The organism is Caldovatus sediminis, from assembly GCF_014644455.1.
Lineage (GTDB): Bacteria > Pseudomonadota > Alphaproteobacteria > Acetobacterales > Acetobacteraceae > Caldovatus > Caldovatus sediminis.
In genome coordinates, this window is record NZ_BMKS01000005.1 from 22,900 (window position 1) to 37,167 (window position 14,268).

The 14,268-nt window shown below is 76.6% G+C and carries 15 protein-coding genes; 11 read left to right on the forward strand and 4 right to left on the reverse strand.

Annotated features, from left to right (window positions below):
- The first annotated feature begins 91 nt into the window (after positions 1–91).
- The 5 genes from IEX99_RS09535 (at position 92) to IEX99_RS09555 (ending at position 5,161) form a co-directional block, all read left to right on the forward strand.
- Positions 92–1,219, forward strand: a complete 1,128-nt coding sequence (locus tag IEX99_RS09535; protein ID WP_188899811.1) for a S1C family serine protease — start codon at positions 92–94, stop codon at positions 1,217–1,219.
- Between the two features lie 78 nt (positions 1,220–1,297).
- Complete coding sequence (locus IEX99_RS09540) at positions 1,298–1,975, forward strand: winged helix-turn-helix domain-containing protein (RefSeq protein WP_188899812.1); 678 nt, start codon at positions 1,298–1,300, stop codon at positions 1,973–1,975.
- A 20-nt stretch (positions 1,976–1,995) separates the two neighbouring features.
- Positions 1,996–3,516: a sensor histidine kinase gene (locus IEX99_RS09545; protein WP_188899813.1), complete on the forward strand. Its 1,521-nt coding sequence runs from the start codon at positions 1,996–1,998 to the stop codon at positions 3,514–3,516.
- A 58-nt stretch (positions 3,517–3,574) separates the two neighbouring features.
- Positions 3,575–3,841, forward strand: a complete 267-nt coding sequence (locus tag IEX99_RS09550) for a hypothetical protein (RefSeq protein ID WP_188899814.1) — start codon at positions 3,575–3,577, stop codon at positions 3,839–3,841.
- Positions 3,842–3,946: 105 nt separating this feature from the next.
- Positions 3,947–5,161 (forward strand): YbfB/YjiJ family MFS transporter, encoded by a 1,215-nt coding sequence (locus IEX99_RS09555; RefSeq protein WP_188899815.1) that lies wholly within the window; start codon positions 3,947–3,949, stop codon positions 5,159–5,161.
- Here the strand turns inward: IEX99_RS09555 and IEX99_RS09560 are convergent.
- Positions 5,156–6,562 carry an amidase gene (locus IEX99_RS09560; RefSeq protein ID WP_188899816.1) on the reverse strand — a complete coding sequence of 469 codons (1,407 nt, stop codon included), beginning with the start codon at positions 6,560–6,562 and terminating at the stop codon, positions 5,156–5,158. The genes IEX99_RS09555 and IEX99_RS09560 overlap by 6 nt on opposite strands.
- A complete protein-coding gene (locus tag IEX99_RS09565; RefSeq protein ID WP_188899817.1) occupies positions 6,559–6,768 on the reverse strand; it encodes a hypothetical protein in 210 nt (69 codons plus the stop codon). The genes IEX99_RS09560 and IEX99_RS09565 overlap by 4 nt, the downstream gene beginning before the upstream one ends.
- Before the next feature lie 370 nt (positions 6,769–7,138).
- Between IEX99_RS09565 and IEX99_RS09570 the strand changes: the two genes are divergently transcribed.
- Positions 7,139–8,329 (forward strand): CaiB/BaiF CoA transferase family protein, encoded by a 1,191-nt coding sequence (locus IEX99_RS09570; RefSeq protein WP_188899818.1) that lies wholly within the window; start codon positions 7,139–7,141, stop codon positions 8,327–8,329.
- A 197-nt stretch (positions 8,330–8,526) separates the two neighbouring features.
- Here IEX99_RS09570 and IEX99_RS09575 read toward each other — a convergent pair whose 3' ends face one another.
- Entirely contained in the window at positions 8,527–8,982 is a 456-nt protein-coding gene (locus IEX99_RS09575) for an STY0301 family protein (protein WP_188899819.1), read from the reverse strand.
- Positions 8,983–9,333: 351 nt separating this feature from the next.
- On the opposite strand from IEX99_RS09575, the gene IEX99_RS09580 reads away from it, so the two are divergent.
- From IEX99_RS09580 to IEX99_RS09600, 5 genes are all read left to right on the forward strand, one after another.
- Complete coding sequence (locus tag IEX99_RS09580; RefSeq protein ID WP_188899820.1) at positions 9,334–9,861, forward strand: CHAP domain-containing protein; 528 nt, start codon at positions 9,334–9,336, stop codon at positions 9,859–9,861.
- A 277-nt stretch (positions 9,862–10,138) separates the two neighbouring features.
- Positions 10,139–11,968 (forward strand): translational GTPase TypA, encoded by a 1,830-nt coding sequence (typA, locus tag IEX99_RS09585; RefSeq protein ID WP_188899821.1) that lies wholly within the window; start codon positions 10,139–10,141, stop codon positions 11,966–11,968.
- Positions 11,969–12,133: 165 nt separating this feature from the next.
- A complete protein-coding gene (locus tag IEX99_RS09590) occupies positions 12,134–12,466 on the forward strand; it encodes an AbrB/MazE/SpoVT family DNA-binding domain-containing protein (RefSeq protein ID WP_188899822.1) in 333 nt (110 codons plus the stop codon).
- Positions 12,390–12,854 carry a PIN domain-containing protein gene (locus IEX99_RS09595; protein WP_188899823.1) on the forward strand — a complete coding sequence of 155 codons (465 nt, stop codon included), beginning with the start codon at positions 12,390–12,392 and terminating at the stop codon, positions 12,852–12,854. Before IEX99_RS09590 ends, IEX99_RS09595 begins: the two co-directional genes overlap by 77 nt.
- A gap of 89 nt (positions 12,855–12,943) precedes the next feature.
- The gene (locus tag IEX99_RS09600) at positions 12,944–13,774 is read left to right on the forward strand and encodes a hypothetical protein (protein WP_229677911.1); all 831 of its coding nucleotides are present in this window, start codon (positions 12,944–12,946) and stop codon (positions 13,772–13,774) included.
- A 3-nt stretch (positions 13,775–13,777) separates the two neighbouring features.
- Here IEX99_RS09600 and IEX99_RS09605 read toward each other — a convergent pair whose 3' ends face one another.
- Entirely contained in the window at positions 13,778–14,236 is a 459-nt protein-coding gene (locus IEX99_RS09605) for an STY0301 family protein (protein WP_308421481.1), read from the reverse strand.
- Positions 14,237–14,268 lie beyond the last annotated feature (32 nt).

The following is a 14,268-nucleotide window of genomic DNA, read 5'->3' on the forward strand; positions in this document are numbered from 1 at the left end:
CCGATTCCGCACACCGGCCGTCCGTTGCCCGACCGGCCGTCCTGCCCGCCGAGCCGTCCCTGGTCCATTGATGCTGAGGATCCGCCGACCGATGCCCCCATCCCCTCCGCCCGCGGGAGCCGCCCGCCGCCGTGCCTTCCTCTCCGGAGCGGCGCTTGCCACCCTCGTGCTGGCCTGCTCGCCGGGGCCCGTCGCCACGCTGCTCGCGCCCGCCCCGGCGCAGGCGCAGCGCGGCCAGTGGGTGCCGGACTTCGCGGACCTCGCCGACCGGGTGCTGCCCGCCGTCGTCAACATCAGCATCACCGGCGAGCAGGCCGTGCAGATCCCCCCCGAGCTGCGCGGCACACCCGCGGAGCGCTTCCTGCGCGAGCGGCTGCGCGGCGCGCGCCGCATCATCCGGGGCGCGGGCTCCGGCTTCATCGTCGATCCGGCGGGCTACGTGGTCACGAACGAGCACGTCGTCGGCAACGCGACGCGCGTCACCGTCTCGCTGCAGGGCGGGCAGGAGTTCCCGGCCCGCGTGGTGGGCACCGACGACCTCACCGACCTCGCCCTGCTCAAGATCGACGCGCGCCAGCCGCTGCCCTACCTGACCTGGGGCAGTTCGGCCGCGCTGCGGGTCGGGCAGTGGGTGCTCGCCGCGGGCAATCCCTTCGGGCTCGGCGGCAGCGTGACGGCGGGGATCGTCTCCGCCCGCGGCCGCGAGATCGGCGCCGGGCCGTTCGACGACTTCATCCAGACCGACGCCGCGATCAACCCCGGCAATTCCGGCGGCCCGCTGTTCAACACGGCCGGCGAGGTGGTCGGCATCTCGACCGCGATCTACTCGCCGACCGGCGCCTATGCCGGCATCGGCTTCGCCACGCCCTCCGACCTCGCGCGGAGCGTGATCGACCAGATCCTGCGCGAGGGGCGCATCGACCGCGGCTGGCTCGGGGTGAGCGTGCAGGATCTCGACGGTGCCGGACCGCGGCCGGGCGCCGGCGTGCTCATCGCGGCGGTGGAGCGCGGCGGCCCGGCGGCACGCGCCGGCCTCCGCCCCGGCGACGTGGTGGTCGCGATCGAGGGGGAGCGGGTGGACAGCTCGCGCACCCTGGTGCGCAACGTCGCCGCGGTGCCTCCCGGCCAGACCGTGCGCCTGACCGTGCTGCGCGACGGGCGGGAGCGCGAGTTCCGGGTCCAGGTCGGCCGACGCCCGCCGCCGAACCGCGAGGGCTGACGCGGAGCGCGCCCGCCCTGGCTTCGGCGCCGCCCGCAACCGCGCTACCCTTGCCGCCACCGCTGCCGAGGAGCCACGATGCGCATCCTGCTGGTCGAGGACGATGCCGAGGTCGCCCGCTTCGTGAAGAAGGGGCTGCAGGAGGCCGGCCATGTCGTCGAGCACGCCGCCAACGGGCGCGACGGCCTGTTCCTCGCCGCCTCGGAGCAATTCGACCTGCTCGTCCTCGACCGCATGCTGCCCGGCGGCGTGGACGGCGTCCGCCTGGTCGAGACGCTGCGCAGCCAGGGCAGCCGCACGCCGGTGCTGTTCCTCTCCGCCCTCTCCGCGGTGGACGAGCGCGTGCGGGGTCTCAAGGCCGGCGGCGACGACTACCTGGTGAAGCCCTTCGCCTTCGCCGAGCTGCTCGCGCGGGTCGAGGCGCTCGGCCGCCGGCCCGCCACCGACGCGCCCACCACCAAGCTGCGCGTCGCCGACCTCGAGCTCGACCTCCTCTCGCGCACCGTCACCCGCGGCGGCAAGCGGGTGGAGGTGCAGCCGCGCGAATTCCGGCTGCTCGAGCACCTGATGCGCCACGCCGGGCAGGTGGTGACCCGCACCATGCTGCTCGAGAAGGTCTGGGACTACCACTTCGACCCGCAGACCAACGTGATCGACGTGCATGTCAGCCGCCTGCGCCAGAAGCTGGACAAGGGCTTCGACAAGCCGCTGATCCACACCGTGCGCAACGCCGGCTACATGATCCGCGCCGACTAGGCGGCCGGGGTCGCGGGCCCATGAACCACCTGCCCCCCCGCGCCCGCGCCGCCGCGGCGCCGGGCCGCGCGGCGCCGGACCGGGACGGCGGCGACGGGCTGTCGCCGGGGGCTCCGCCCCCCGGTCCGCTCCTGCGCCTGCTCCGCAGCGCCGGATTCCGCTTCGCGCTGCTCTTCGCCGCGCTGTTCGCGGGCTCGATCCTCGCCTTCGCCCTGGTGCTCTGGTGGGGCACCGCCGTCGCGCTCGACCGCCAGACCGACGCGCTGCTCCGCGCCGACGCGCTGGCGCTCGCGGAGCGCTGGCGCGAAGCCGGCGCACCCGGCACCGCGGAGGCGATCGAGGAGCGGCTCGCGGTGGACGTGGACGCCGCCTCCATCTACCTGCTGCACGGCCCCGACGGACAGCGCCTGGCGGGCAACCTGGACCGCTGGCCGCCGGAGATCGAGGACGCGGTCACGGCCTGGGCCAACCTCCTCGTCACCCATGACGGGCAAAGCTCGGAGGCGCGGCTCTACGCCACGACGCTGCCGGGCGGCTACCGCCTGCTGGTCGGGCGCGACGTCGCCGACAAGCTCGCGCTGCGCGAGCTGATCGCGGAGGGGCTGATCTGGGCGGCGGGCTTCGCCCTGTTCTTCGCCCTCTTCGGCGCCTGGCTGCTGCGCCGCGCGCTCGAGACCCGCCTGCGCCCGGCCTTCGAGACGGCGGCGGCGATCGCCGGCGGCGATCTCGGGCAGCGCGTCCGGCTCACCGGGCTCGGCGACGAGTTCGACCGGCTGGGCGCGACGATGAACGCCATGCTCGACCGGATCGACCGGCTGATGGCCGGCGTGAAGGGCGTCTCCGACGCCGTCGCGCACGACCTGCGCACCCCGATCGCGCGGGCGCGCGCCAAGCTCGAGGACGCGCTGCGCAGCACGCCGGAGCCGGGCACGCCGGACGGGCGGGCGCTCCGCGCGGCGGTGGAGGCCGGCATCGCCGACCTCGACGCCATCACCCGCGTCTTCCAGGCCCTGCTGCGCATCGCCGAGGCCGAGGCCGGCGCCCGCCGCGCCGCCTTCGCGCCGCTCGACCTGGTGCCGCTGCTCGCCGACCTCGCCGAGTTCTACGGCGCCGCGGCGGAGGCGCGCGGCCAGCGGCTGGAGACCGCGCTGCCGGACTCGGTCCGGCTGACCGGCGACCGCGACCTTCTGCTCCAGGCCGTGGCCAACCTGCTCGACAATGCGGTGAAGTTCGGCCCGGCCGGCGGCACGGTGCGCCTCTCCGCCCGCACGCTCGACGAGCCGGGTCCGGCCGGGGCGCCCCTCGCCGCCGAGGTGACGGTTTCCGACGAGGGGCCCGGCCTCGCCCCCGCCGACCGCGCGCGCGCCGGCGAGCGGTTCTTCCGCGCCGATTCCTCCCGCGGCACGCCGGGATCGGGGCTCGGCCTGTCGCTGGTGCTGGCGGTGGCGCACCTGCACCAGGGCGAACTGGCGCTGGAGGACGCCGAGCCCGGGCGGCGTCCGCCGGGGCTGCGGGCGAGGCTGCGGCTCGCCTCGGGATGACCGAAGCGTCATCCGCGGGACAGCGCGACGCATGGCGCCGCGCCGCAGTCTCCCGGCAATGCGTCGTGGGTTCGCCGCGGTCCTGCTCTGCCTCCTCGCCCCGCTGCCGGGCGCACCGGCCGAAGACACCACGCCGGTGCGGGTCACCACCGACACGCGGGAGTATTGCCTCGCCCTCGCCGAGCGCTTCGCGGCGCTGCGCGCGGTGGCGCCGCCGTCTGCGCTGGCGCTGGCGGCGGACGGAATGCGGCTGTGCGGCAACGGCCATGTGCGCACCGGCGTGGCCAGGCTGCGCCGCGCCATCCGACTCGCCAGGCCGGAGTGACCGCGCGGGCGGCCGCCGCCGCCCGGCGCCGCGCGGGCAGGACCCGCGGGCCGCGCCGCGCCGCGCCGAAGCCGGTTCTCCCGGGCCGCTCTCGGGCCGCGGCCGGTGAGTGCCGCCGGCATCCTCCGGCCGGCCCTGGCCGGGGCCTGCGCGACGGGTGCGGGCAACGGCCTGGCGCGCTTCGGCTTCGTGCCGCTGTTCCCGGCGATGGTCGCCGCCGGCTGGGTGGGGGGCGGCGAGGCGGCGCTGCTCGGGGCGGTCAACCTCGCCGGCTACCTGGCGGGGACGCTGGCCGGCTGGCCGCTGGCGCGCGCGGTGGGGGTGCCGCGGGCGCTGGACGCGGCGATGGCGCTGGTCGTGGCGAGCCTCGCCGCCTGCGCGGCGAATCTCGGCCTGTGGTGGTTCGTACCCTGGCGGACCCTGGCAGGCGTGGCGGGCGGCGTGCTGATGGCGCTGGCCGGACCGGCGGTGCTCTCCGTCGTGCCGCCGCCGAGGCGGGGCATGGCGAGCGGGGTGGTGATCTCGGGGGTTGGGAGCGGGGTGATGCTGGTCTCGCTCGCCGTGCCGGTGCTGCTCGGGCGCGGCGGGCTGCCGGGGGCGTGGCTCGGGCTGGCGGGGCTGGTGGCCGCGCTCTGGGCCTTCGCGCATCCGCGCTGGCCGCGCCCTGCGGCGGGCGAGGCGAGCGGGGACCGGGACGGCGCCCCCGGGGCCGCGGTGGCGCCGGCGCGGGCGATGCCGCGAATGGTGCGGCCGCTGGTCGCCTACGGGATCTCCGGCGCCGGGATGGTGGCGCCGATGGTCTACCTGGCCGACCTCGCGGTGCGCGGCCGGGGGCTGGGTGTCGCCGCCGGGGCGTGGATCTGGCTGCTGTTCGGCCTCGGCGGCGTGGCCGGGACGCTGGCCGGCGGGCGCATGTCGGACCGCATCGGCGGGCGGCGCGCCTTCGTGCTGTGGCTGCTGGTGCAGGTGGCGGCGGTCGGGCTCTGCCTGGCGCCGGCGGTGCCGGCGCTGACCGCCGGCGCCTGGCTCGGCGGCTTCGCGGGGATGGGGGTGACGGCGGTGGCGCTCGCCGCCGCGCGCGAGCGGGCCGGCGAGGCGGCCGGGCTGGCGTTCGCCCGCATGACGGCGAGCTATGCGGTGGCGCAGGCGGCGGTCGGCTTCGTCCTGGCGGCGCTGTTCGCCGCCACGGGGGAGAGCCACGCGGCGGTGTTCGGCGCCTGCCTCGCACTGTCGGCCGTCGCGGCGGCGGTCGCGGCGACGGACCTGCGCGGGCCGCCCCCGCCGCCCGACGCGGCGGACCGGACCGGGCGGCCGCTATAGCGGCGGCCGCCGCTCCGCCCAGCCCGCCGCGCGCTCGTATGCCGCCGCGGCGCGGTAGAGCAGCGCCTCCGACCAGTAGGGTCCGACGAGCTGCATGCCGATCGGCAGCGCCGCCGCCGCGCTCAGCCCGCACATCACCGAGACCGCCGGGTGGCCCGTCACGTTGAACGGCGTGCGCGCCTGGCGCGGGTAGGTCCGCTCCGTCTCCGCCGGGTCGTCGAGCCGGCTCGGCGGGTCCATGGAGGAGGCGCAGAGCAGCAGGTCCACCTCGCGGAACGCCGCCTCCACCGCCGCCACCAGCTCGCGCCGCCGGCGCTGCGCCTGCACGTAGTCCACGCCGGAGACGAACATCCCCGGCAGCAGGCGGCGCAGCGTCACCGGGGCGTAGTCGCCGGGGCGCGCGCGCAGCCAGGGCTCGTGCACCGCCGCCGCCTCGCTGGTGAGGATCACACGGTTCACCGCCGCGAAGTCGCCGAGCCTCGGCAGGGCGATGTCGCGCACCGCGGCGCCCTCGCGCGCGAGCAGGCGCGCCGCCTCCTCGAGCGCGGCGGCGACGTCGGCGGTGGCCGGCGTGTCGGTCTCGTGGAAGTGGCGGACGAAGCCGATGGAGAGGCCCCTGAGGCCGCGGTCGAGGTCGCGCGTGTAGTCCTCCGCCGGCCGCTCGACGCTGCCGGGGTCGAGCGGGTCATGCCCCGCCATCGCGTTCAGCAGCAGCGCGTTGTCCGCCACCGTCCGCGTCATCGGCCCGACATGGTCGAGGGTGAAGGAGAGCGGGAACACGCCGCGGCGCGAGACCAGGCCGTAGGTCGGCTTCATCCCGACGATGCCGCACTGCGTCGCCGGGTTGCGCACGCTCCCGCCGGTGTCCGAGCCGAGCGCCGCCGGCAGCATCCGCGCCGCCACCGCCGCGCCGGAGCCGGAGGAGGAGCCGCCCGGGTGGTGCGCCGGGTTCCACGGGTTGCGCGCCGGCGGGAAGGGCAGGTCGAAGGTCGGGCCGCCGAGCGCGAACTCGTGCGTCGCGAGCTTGCCCGGGAACACCGCCCCCGCCGCGCGCAGCCGCGCCACCACCGCGGCGTCCTCGCGCTTCAGGTTGTCGAGCAGGATCCGGGAGTGGCAGGTCGTCGGGTGCCCGGCGAGATCAATGATGTCCTTGAGCCCGACCGGCAGCCCGTGCAGCGGCGAACGCGGGCCGGAGCGGGCGATCTCCGCCTCCGCCGCGCGCGCCGCCGCCTCCGCCTCGTCCCAGAGCGGGCGGACGAAGGCGTTGAGCCGCGGCTCGAGCGCGGCCGCGCGGTCGCGGAAGGCGCGCAGGTACTCGACGGGCGAGAGCCGCCTGCCGCGGATCAGCGCCGCGGCCTCGGTCAGGGTGAGCTCGTGCGGGGCGGCGGGGAGCGTGCTCATCGGCCGCCCTCCTGCGCGGCGGGAACGCGGTAGGCCGGCATCGGCTCCGCCGCGGGGTCGGCCGGACGGGCGAAGCCCGTGCGCAGTCCGCGCGCGGCGGCGACGGCCTCGAGGACCGCCTCGCGGTGCTCCTCCCAGGCCCTGGCCAGGCCGGCGGCGCGCGCCAGGGCCTCGGCCTCGCGTTCCGTCGCCTCGTCCTTGCCCATCCCGGCTCGTCCTCTGCCCGTGCGGGCCGGATGGTGGCGCAAAAGAAGCGGGGGCGGAACCGGGCGGCTCCGCCCCCGAGGTGGCGCCGCGGAGCAAGGCCGCCCGCGCGGCGCGTCTGGGAGAGACGGAGGCAGGATCGCGCCCGGCCGCGGCACCAGGATGGCGCGCCGATGGCGCCGCGAGGGTCCCCGTGGCGGCTTTGCGGCACGCGGGGGCGCGGCGAGAGCCGTCTCGCTCGGCCGTGCGCGCCGCACGGCTCCCGCGCGTTGCCTGCCGGGCGGATTCGCGCTCCCGGCCGTTTCCGGCCGTCCGCGATCTGCTCTATCCGTCGCCGCGCCGTCCGCCCGACCGCCGCGAGGAAGGAACGCCATGCTGCCGCTCACCGGCCTGAAGGTGCTGGAGCTCGGCCACTACATCGCCGCGCCCTTCGCCACCCGCCTGCTCGCCGATCTCGGCGCCACGGTGGTCAAGGTCGAGCCGCCGGAGGGCGATCCGCAGCGCGGCTGGGGCTCGAAGCACAACGGCCATTCCGTCTGGTTCAGCGTGCACGGGCGGAACAAGCTCTCGGTCACGCTCGACCTGAAGAGCGCGGAGGGGAGGGAGAAGGCGCTGCGGCTCGCCGCCTGGGCCGACGCGCTGGTGGAGAATTTCCGCCCCGGCCAGCTCGAGCGCCTCGGCCTCGGGCCGGAGCGACTGCACGAGGCGAACCCGCGGCTCGTCATCGCGCGCGTCTCGGGCTACGGGCAGGACGGGCCCTATCGCGACCGCCCGGCCTTCGGGGCGATCGGCGAGGCGATGGGGGGGCTGCGCCACCTCACCGCCCATCCGGGGCAGACCGACCTGCCGCCGCCGCGCTGCGGCATCTCGATCAGCGACGACCTCGCCGGGATGTACGCGGCGATGGCGGTGGTCTCCGCCTGCTGGGGGCGCGACCGGGCGGGAGCGGAGGGGAAGGGGACGGTGATCGACGTGGACCTCGTCTCCTCGGTGTTCAGCCTGATGGAGGGGATGCTGCCGGAATACGGCCTGTTCGGTTGGGTGCGGCAGCCGGCGGGGGCGGCGATCCCGACCGCGGCGCCGACCAACACCTATCCCTGCGCGGACGGGAAGTGGCTGTGCGTGGCCGGCAACTCGGACCTGATCTTCCGCCGCCTGATGGCCGCGATCGGCCGGCCGGAGCTGGCCGAGGACCCGCGCTTCGCCACCAACGCCGACCGCTGCGCCAACGTCGCCGAACTGGACGCCGCGATCGCCGCCTGGACGCGCGGGCGGACGGCGGCGGAGGCCGAGGCCGCGCTGCAGCGGGCCGAGGTGCCCTGCTCGCGCCTCTACGACATCCGCGACTGCGCCGAGGACCCGCATTTCCGCGCCCGCGAGCTGGTGATGGAGGTCGAGGACCCGCTGCTCGGGACGGTACTGCACCCGGCGCCGCCCTTCCGCTTCCAGGGCGTACCGCCGCGGGCGATGGTGCGCTGGCCCGGCCCCGCGGCGGGGCAGCACAACGCGGCGGTGTTCGGGGAGATGCTGGGCGAGGGCGGGCCGGGTCGCCGGTCCGGGTAGCGCCGGGGCGGGCGACGGATGGCCCCTGATCGGACGTCGCGGGCGCCGTTTGGCGCCGCCGGCCTGGCGGGCGGCGCCCTGCCCTTCCGCCGCGCGAGAGCCGTTTCCGCTCGGCCGTGCCCGCTGCAACGGCGCTCGCTCGTTGTCCGCCGAACCGATTCACGCTCCCGGCCGTCTCCAGCCGTCCGCGATCGGCTCTATCGGCAGGTGACCGCCACCCCGCCCCCCGGACGCGAGGCGATCTCGCAGCGGTCCAGCTCGCGCGGGACCATCGCGCGCAGATAGGTGTCCGTGCGGGCGTAGAGGCAGACCAGCAGCAGGCCGCTGCCGTGCAGCGCCACCGGCCAGCCGCGCACATCGCTGCGGCCGTCGCGCCCCAGGCGATTCGGCTGCACCTCCATCGGCTCGGGCTCCTGCTCCTCGCCCGGCGGGCCGTCGAACATCCGCGCGCCGCGCAGCGGGACGGCGGCGGCGGGCGGCGGGCCGATCTGCTCGAAGCGCGGATCGCCGGGGCCGGAAGGCGCGAGGCGGTCGGGGCATGCCAGGGCCTGCGGCTGGCCGCGCGCCGTGCCGGCGAAGGACGGCAGCAGGAGCGGCACGGCGAGAGCGCAGGCCGCAGCGGCGAAGCGGAGACGATGCGGGGTGGCGGTCACCTGTCGGGTCCCGGTTGCGCTGGATCGCGGCCGGAACGCTGCCACGCGGCGGTGCGATGCGCCATGCCTCCGCGCGTCGCCGGGCAGGCGCGACCCGCTCCGGGCCGGACGGGGCGGCGGCGCGGCGCCGCCAGGCGCCCTTCGCCCCTTCCGTCGCCGTCGCCCGCCGCGGCCGCGCGAGAGCCGTTTCCGCTCGGCCGTGCGCGCTGCAACGGTTCTCGCTCGCTGTCTGGCTCCCGGCTGTTCCCGGCCGTCCGCGGTCGGCTCGAGAGCCCGGCCGGGAAGGCGCGCGCAGAAAGCCGTACCGCGGCGGCAACGGAATGCGCTATGCTGCGCCCGGGGGATCAGGGGATGCGTGTCCGGCTCCGCGAGGCCGCGCTGGCCGCGGCGCTGCTCTTGCTCGCCGCCTGCGGCTCCTCGCGCGGCACGCCGCGCGGGGTGCCGGGCTATGACGCCGGCGGAGGGCTGCAGCTCTCCTGCGTGCCCTTCGCCCGCGCGCGCTCCGGCATCCAGCTCGCCGGCGACGCCTGGCAGTGGTGGGACGCCGCGGCGGGACGCTACGACCGTTCCGGCGCCCCGCGCCCGGGCAGCGTGCTGGTGTTCGCCCGGACGCCGCGCCTGCCGCAGGGGCATCTCGCCGTGGTCTCGCGCGTCGTCTCGGCGCGGGAGATCCGCGTGGACCACGCGAACTGGGCGCCGGGCGGCAGCGCCAGCCGCGGCCGCGTCGCGCGCGACCAGCCGGTGCTCGACGTCTCGCCGCGCGGCGACTGGTCGGCGGTGCGCGTCTGGTACCCGCCGGTGCGGGACTACGGCCGGACGGTGTTCCCCACCCACGGCTTCATCCATCCCGTGATCCGGACCGCCGCCCTGCGCGAGTGATCCGCCCAGGCGGTCGCCCGCCGCCGGCCTCGGACGGCAGGGGGGGACGAGGGGCCGACGGCACCCGCGGCGGCCGGGGCGAAGCGGCACGTGCGTCCCGGCCCTGCGCCCGCTCGCCCGGGCTCGCTTTTCGCGGCGCCAGCGCCTATGTCCGGTGCACGCCTCTCCGCCGCCCCTCGTCGGTCGTCCGCCGGACCGCGCCGCGGTTCCGTCCGCTCCGCGCCGCTCCGCCGCGCCGGGGCCGGCCGGCCCCTACCCGGAAACCGAGCACTTCCTCATGGACCTCCGCAACGTCGCCATCATCGCGCACGTGGACCACGGCAAGACCACGCTGGTGGACAGCCTGCTGCGCCAGGCCGGCGCCTTCCGCGCCAACCAGCAGGTCGCCGAGCGCGCCCTCGACCGCAACGACCTGGAGCGCGAGCGGGGCATCACCATCCTCGCCAAGTGCACCGCCGTCTCCTGGCGCGGCGCCAGGATCAACATCGTGGACACGCCCGGCCACGCCGATTTCGGCGGCGAGGTGGAGCGCATCCTCTCCATGGTGGACGGCGCCATCGTGCTGGTGGACGCGGCGGAGGGCGTGCTGCCGCAGACCAAGTTCGTGGTCGGCAAGGCGCTGGCGCGCGGCCTGCGCCCGATCGTCGTCATCAACAAGGTGGACCGCGGCGACGCCCGGCCGCACGAGGTGCACGAGGAGGTCTTCGACCTCTTCGCCGCCCTCGGCGCCGACGAGGCGCAGCTCGACTTCCCGACCCTCTTCGCCTCCGGCCGCCAGGGCTGGGCGGACGACAGCCTGGAGGGGCCGCGCCGCGACCTCTCCGCGCTGTTCGAGCTGATCCTGCGCCACGTCCCGCCGCCCGGCCTCGACCCGGAGGCGCCGTTCGCGCTGACGGCGACGATCCTGGAGTACGACCCCTATCTCGGCCGCATCCTGACGGGCCGCGTCGAGCAGGGCCGGGCGCGGGTGAACATGCCGGTGCGCGTGCTGCGCGCCGACGGCGCGGTGGTGGAGACGGGGCGGCTGACCAAGCTGCTCGCCTATCGCGGCCTCGACCGCGTGCCGGTGGAGGAGGCGGAGGCGGGCGACATCATCGCCATCGCCGGCCTCGCCCAGGCGACCGTCCCCGACACCATCGCCGCGCCGGAGGTGGCGGCGGCGCTGCCCGCCATCCCGGTGGACCCGCCCACCCTCGCCATGACCTTCCGCATCAACGACGGCCCGCTCGCCGGCCGCGAGGGGAAGAAGGTGACCTCGCGCCAGATCCGCGAGCGCCTGTTCCGCGAGGCCGAGGGCAACGTCGCCATCCGCGTGCGCGAGAGCGAGGAGACCGACGCCTTCGAGGTGGCCGGCCGCGGCGAGCTGCAGCTCGGCGTGCTGATCGAGACCATGCGGCGCGAGGGCTTCGAGCTGACCATCGGCCGCCCGCGCGTGCTGACGCGCGAGAACCCGGAGACGGGCGCGCGCGAGGAGCCCTACGAGGAGGTGCTGGTGGACGTGGACGAGGCCCATGCGGGCGTCGTCGTCGAGAAGATGTCGCTGCGCAAGGGCGTGATGCAGGACATGCGCCCGCTCGGCGCCGGGCGGCAGCGGCTGGCGTTCCTGATCCCCGCGCGCGGGCTGATCGGCTACCACGGCGAGTTCCTGACCGACACGCGCGGCACCGGCGTGATGAACCGGCTGTTCCACGGCTACGGCCCCTGGGCCGGGCCGATCGAGGGCCGGCGCAACGGCGCGCTGATCAGCAACGCCGACGGCGAGGCGGTGCAGTACGCGCTGTTCTACCTGCAGGAGCGCGGCACGCTGTTCATCGGCCCCGGCGAGCGCGTCTATGTCGGGATGATCATCGGCGAGAACGCGCGCGGCGAGGACCTGGAGGTGAACCCGCTGCGCGAGAAGAAGCTGACCAACATCCGCGCCGCCGGCAAGGACGACGCGCTGCTGCTGACGCCGCCGCGGCGGATGAGCCTGGAGCAGGCGATCGCCTACATCGAGGACGACGAGCTGGTGGAGGTGACGCCGGGCGCGGTGCGGCTGCGCAAGCGGCACCTCGACCCGCACGAGCGGAAGCGGCAGGCGCGGCGGGGGGAGAGCGAGGCGGCGTAGCGGCGGGCTGATGGCGCCGGGGTAGGGTCGTTACCCCCGCCCCCTGCCCCCTCCCCCCGTTGTATCGCGAAGCGCAGGGATGGTGGCGCCGCATCGCCGCGCAACGCCATTGATCGGCGCGACGGCGGTCCGATATCCCTGCCCGACCAGGCGCGGAGGTGCGGCATGGGCGCAGTCACGGTGAAGGTGGACGCCTCGGGCCAGCTCGTGATCCCGAGGGACATGCGGGAGCAGCTCGGCATCCCCGAGGGCGGCGACCTGCGGCTGAGCGTGGAGGACGGCGAACTGCGCGCCGTCACCGTCGCGGCGGAGGTAAAGGAATTGCGCGACCTCGTCCGCCCGTGGCGGCGCGAGCACGGGTCGGCCGTGGACCAGCTGCTTGCCGAGCGGCGAATCGAAGCGGCGCTCGAAGCCGTCGAGGATGTGGACCGTGAAGCCGCGCACTCCGCGCGTGCGGCCATCTTTGCACAGCTTGGGCGCGTCGGTGACGGCTGCTGAGACAGCGACCGGCGTCGTGCTGGATGCGTCCGCCGTGCTCGCCATGCTGTTCGAGGAGCCTGGCGGCGAACGGGTGGCGGAAGCATTTGCCGACGCGGCGATCTCCGCGGTGAACCTTGCGGAGGTCCTCGGACGCCTGGCGCGGGACGGTGTGCCCGAGGACCGCCTCGCCACGATAGAAGCGCGACTACGGCGGCGGCTTCGTGTCGTGGATTTCGGCGCCGGCCTCGCCGGCGCAGCGGCTCGGCTGGCGATCGGCCGCGCAGGCTTGTCGCTCGGCGACCGCGCCTGCATCGCGACGGCGCAGTGGCTGGGCCTGCCGGCGCTGACGGCCGAGCGGATGCGGGCGCCGCTCGGTCCGGGTGTGGAAGTGAGGCTGATCCGATAGCGCCGGCGGCGCGCCGGCCGCGTCCGGCGGGGAGCGGCCGCGGCGAAACGGGTATGGCGCACCCCCGGCCCGGGCAGCATGCTTCCCCCATGCCCCCCGCCATCCTCCCCGCCGACACCATCACCAAGCTCCCCCCCGAGGCCGACGGCGCCGTCATCGTCTCCGGCTCGCATGGCGGCCGCTATCCCGGCTACCTCGCCGCCCGCGCCGGCGCGCGCGCCGTCATCCTGAACGACGCCGGCATCGGCCGCGACCGGGCCGGCATCGGCGCCCTCGCCTATTGCGAGGCGCTCGGCATCGCCGCCGCCACCGTCTCGCACCGCTCCTGCCGCGTCGGCGACACCGCCGACATGCTCGCCCGCGGCGCGATCAGCCACGCCAACGCCCCCGCCCGCGCCGCCGGCCTCGCCCCCGGCATGCCCTGCCGCGAGGCGGCGGAACGCCTCCGCGCCGCCCCGCACCGCCGCGTCGCCCACCCCCCGCCGCTCGGCGAGGCGCGCGCGGAGGCGCCCGAGGCCGCCGGCCACCCGCGCCGCATCCTGCTGCTCGATTCCGCCTCCCTCGTGCGGCCGGCGGAGGATGCGGGGCAGATCGTCGTCACCGGCTCGCATGGCGGCCTCGTCGGCGGCGATCCGGCGATGGCGCTGCGCGCGCCGGCCTTCGCCGCCGTGTTCAACGACGCCGGCATCGGCATCGAGGAGGCCGGCACCACCCGCCTCCCCGCCCTCGACGCCCGCGGCATCGCCGCCTTCACCGTCGCGGCCGACAGCGCACGCATCGGCGAGGCGGCCTCCTCCTTCCGCGACGGCGTGATCTCGCGCGTCAACGAAGCCGCCGCGCGGCTCGGCGCGCGGGTGGGGGAGCGGGCGGCGCCGCTCCTCCTCGCCTGGTCGCGCCTGCCCCTCGCCCGCGACGCCTGAGCGTCAGCGGCAGACCACCCGCACCCGGTCGTCCGGCCCGATCACCACCCGCCCGTGGCGCGCGCCGCGCGCGGCCTCGCGCCAGGTCTCCCTCGTGCAGCGGCGCAGCCCGGCGGGCAGCGGGGCGGTCAGGCCGCTCTCCAGCCCCTCGTAGAGGCAGACCAGGTGCCAGGTCTGCGGCGATCGCGGATCGAGGTCCCACCAGGCGCGCCGGCCGCCGCGGTCGGTGTCGTCGCGGAGCTGCGCGAGCCCGGCGGGGTCGCCGTCGAACAGGCTGGCGCCGCGCAGCCAGTGGCGCTCGGGCTGCGGGCAGGGGCGCCAGCCCTCGGGCACGCGCAGGCCGGGGCGGGGCTCGACATCCACGAAGGGCGGACAGGCGAAATCGGCCGCGGCCGCGCGGCCGGCGGCGCACCGAGCCGGGCGAGGGCGAGGCGCATCCGGCGCATGCGCCGAGCCCGCCACGCGCCGCCGGCCTCCGCCGCCGGATGCGGCGG

Bases quoted from the DNA above. Each gene is read 5' to 3' on its own strand.
- IEX99_RS09600 (WP_229677911.1), top strand. From the start codon at position 12,944: ATGCCCCCCGCCATCCTCCCCGCCGACACCATCACCAAGCTCCCCCCC.
- IEX99_RS09550 (WP_188899814.1), top strand. From the start codon at position 3,575: ATGCGTCGTGGGTTCGCCGCGGTCCTGCTCTGCCTCCTCGCCCCGCTG.
- IEX99_RS09545 (WP_188899813.1), top strand. From the start codon at position 1,996: ATGAACCACCTGCCCCCCCGCGCCCGCGCCGCCGCGGCGCCGGGCCGC.
- IEX99_RS09565 (WP_188899817.1), bottom strand. From the start codon at position 6,768: ATGGGCAAGGACGAGGCGACGGAACGCGAGGCCGAGGCCCTGGCGCGC.
- IEX99_RS09590 (WP_188899822.1), top strand. From the start codon at position 12,134: ATGGGCGCAGTCACGGTGAAGGTGGACGCCTCGGGCCAGCTCGTGATC.
- IEX99_RS09570 (WP_188899818.1), top strand. From the start codon at position 7,139: ATGCTGCCGCTCACCGGCCTGAAGGTGCTGGAGCTCGGCCACTACATC.
- IEX99_RS09580 (WP_188899820.1), top strand. From the start codon at position 9,334: ATGCGTGTCCGGCTCCGCGAGGCCGCGCTGGCCGCGGCGCTGCTCTTG.
- IEX99_RS09535 (WP_188899811.1), top strand. From the start codon at position 92: ATGCCCCCATCCCCTCCGCCCGCGGGAGCCGCCCGCCGCCGTGCCTTC.
- typA (WP_188899821.1), top strand. From the start codon at position 10,139: ATGGACCTCCGCAACGTCGCCATCATCGCGCACGTGGACCACGGCAAG.
- IEX99_RS09595 (WP_188899823.1), top strand. From the start codon at position 12,390: ATGTGGACCGTGAAGCCGCGCACTCCGCGCGTGCGGCCATCTTTGCAC.
- IEX99_RS09560 (WP_188899816.1), bottom strand. From the start codon at position 6,562: ATGAGCACGCTCCCCGCCGCCCCGCACGAGCTCACCCTGACCGAGGCC.
- IEX99_RS09540 (WP_188899812.1), top strand. From the start codon at position 1,298: ATGCGCATCCTGCTGGTCGAGGACGATGCCGAGGTCGCCCGCTTCGTG.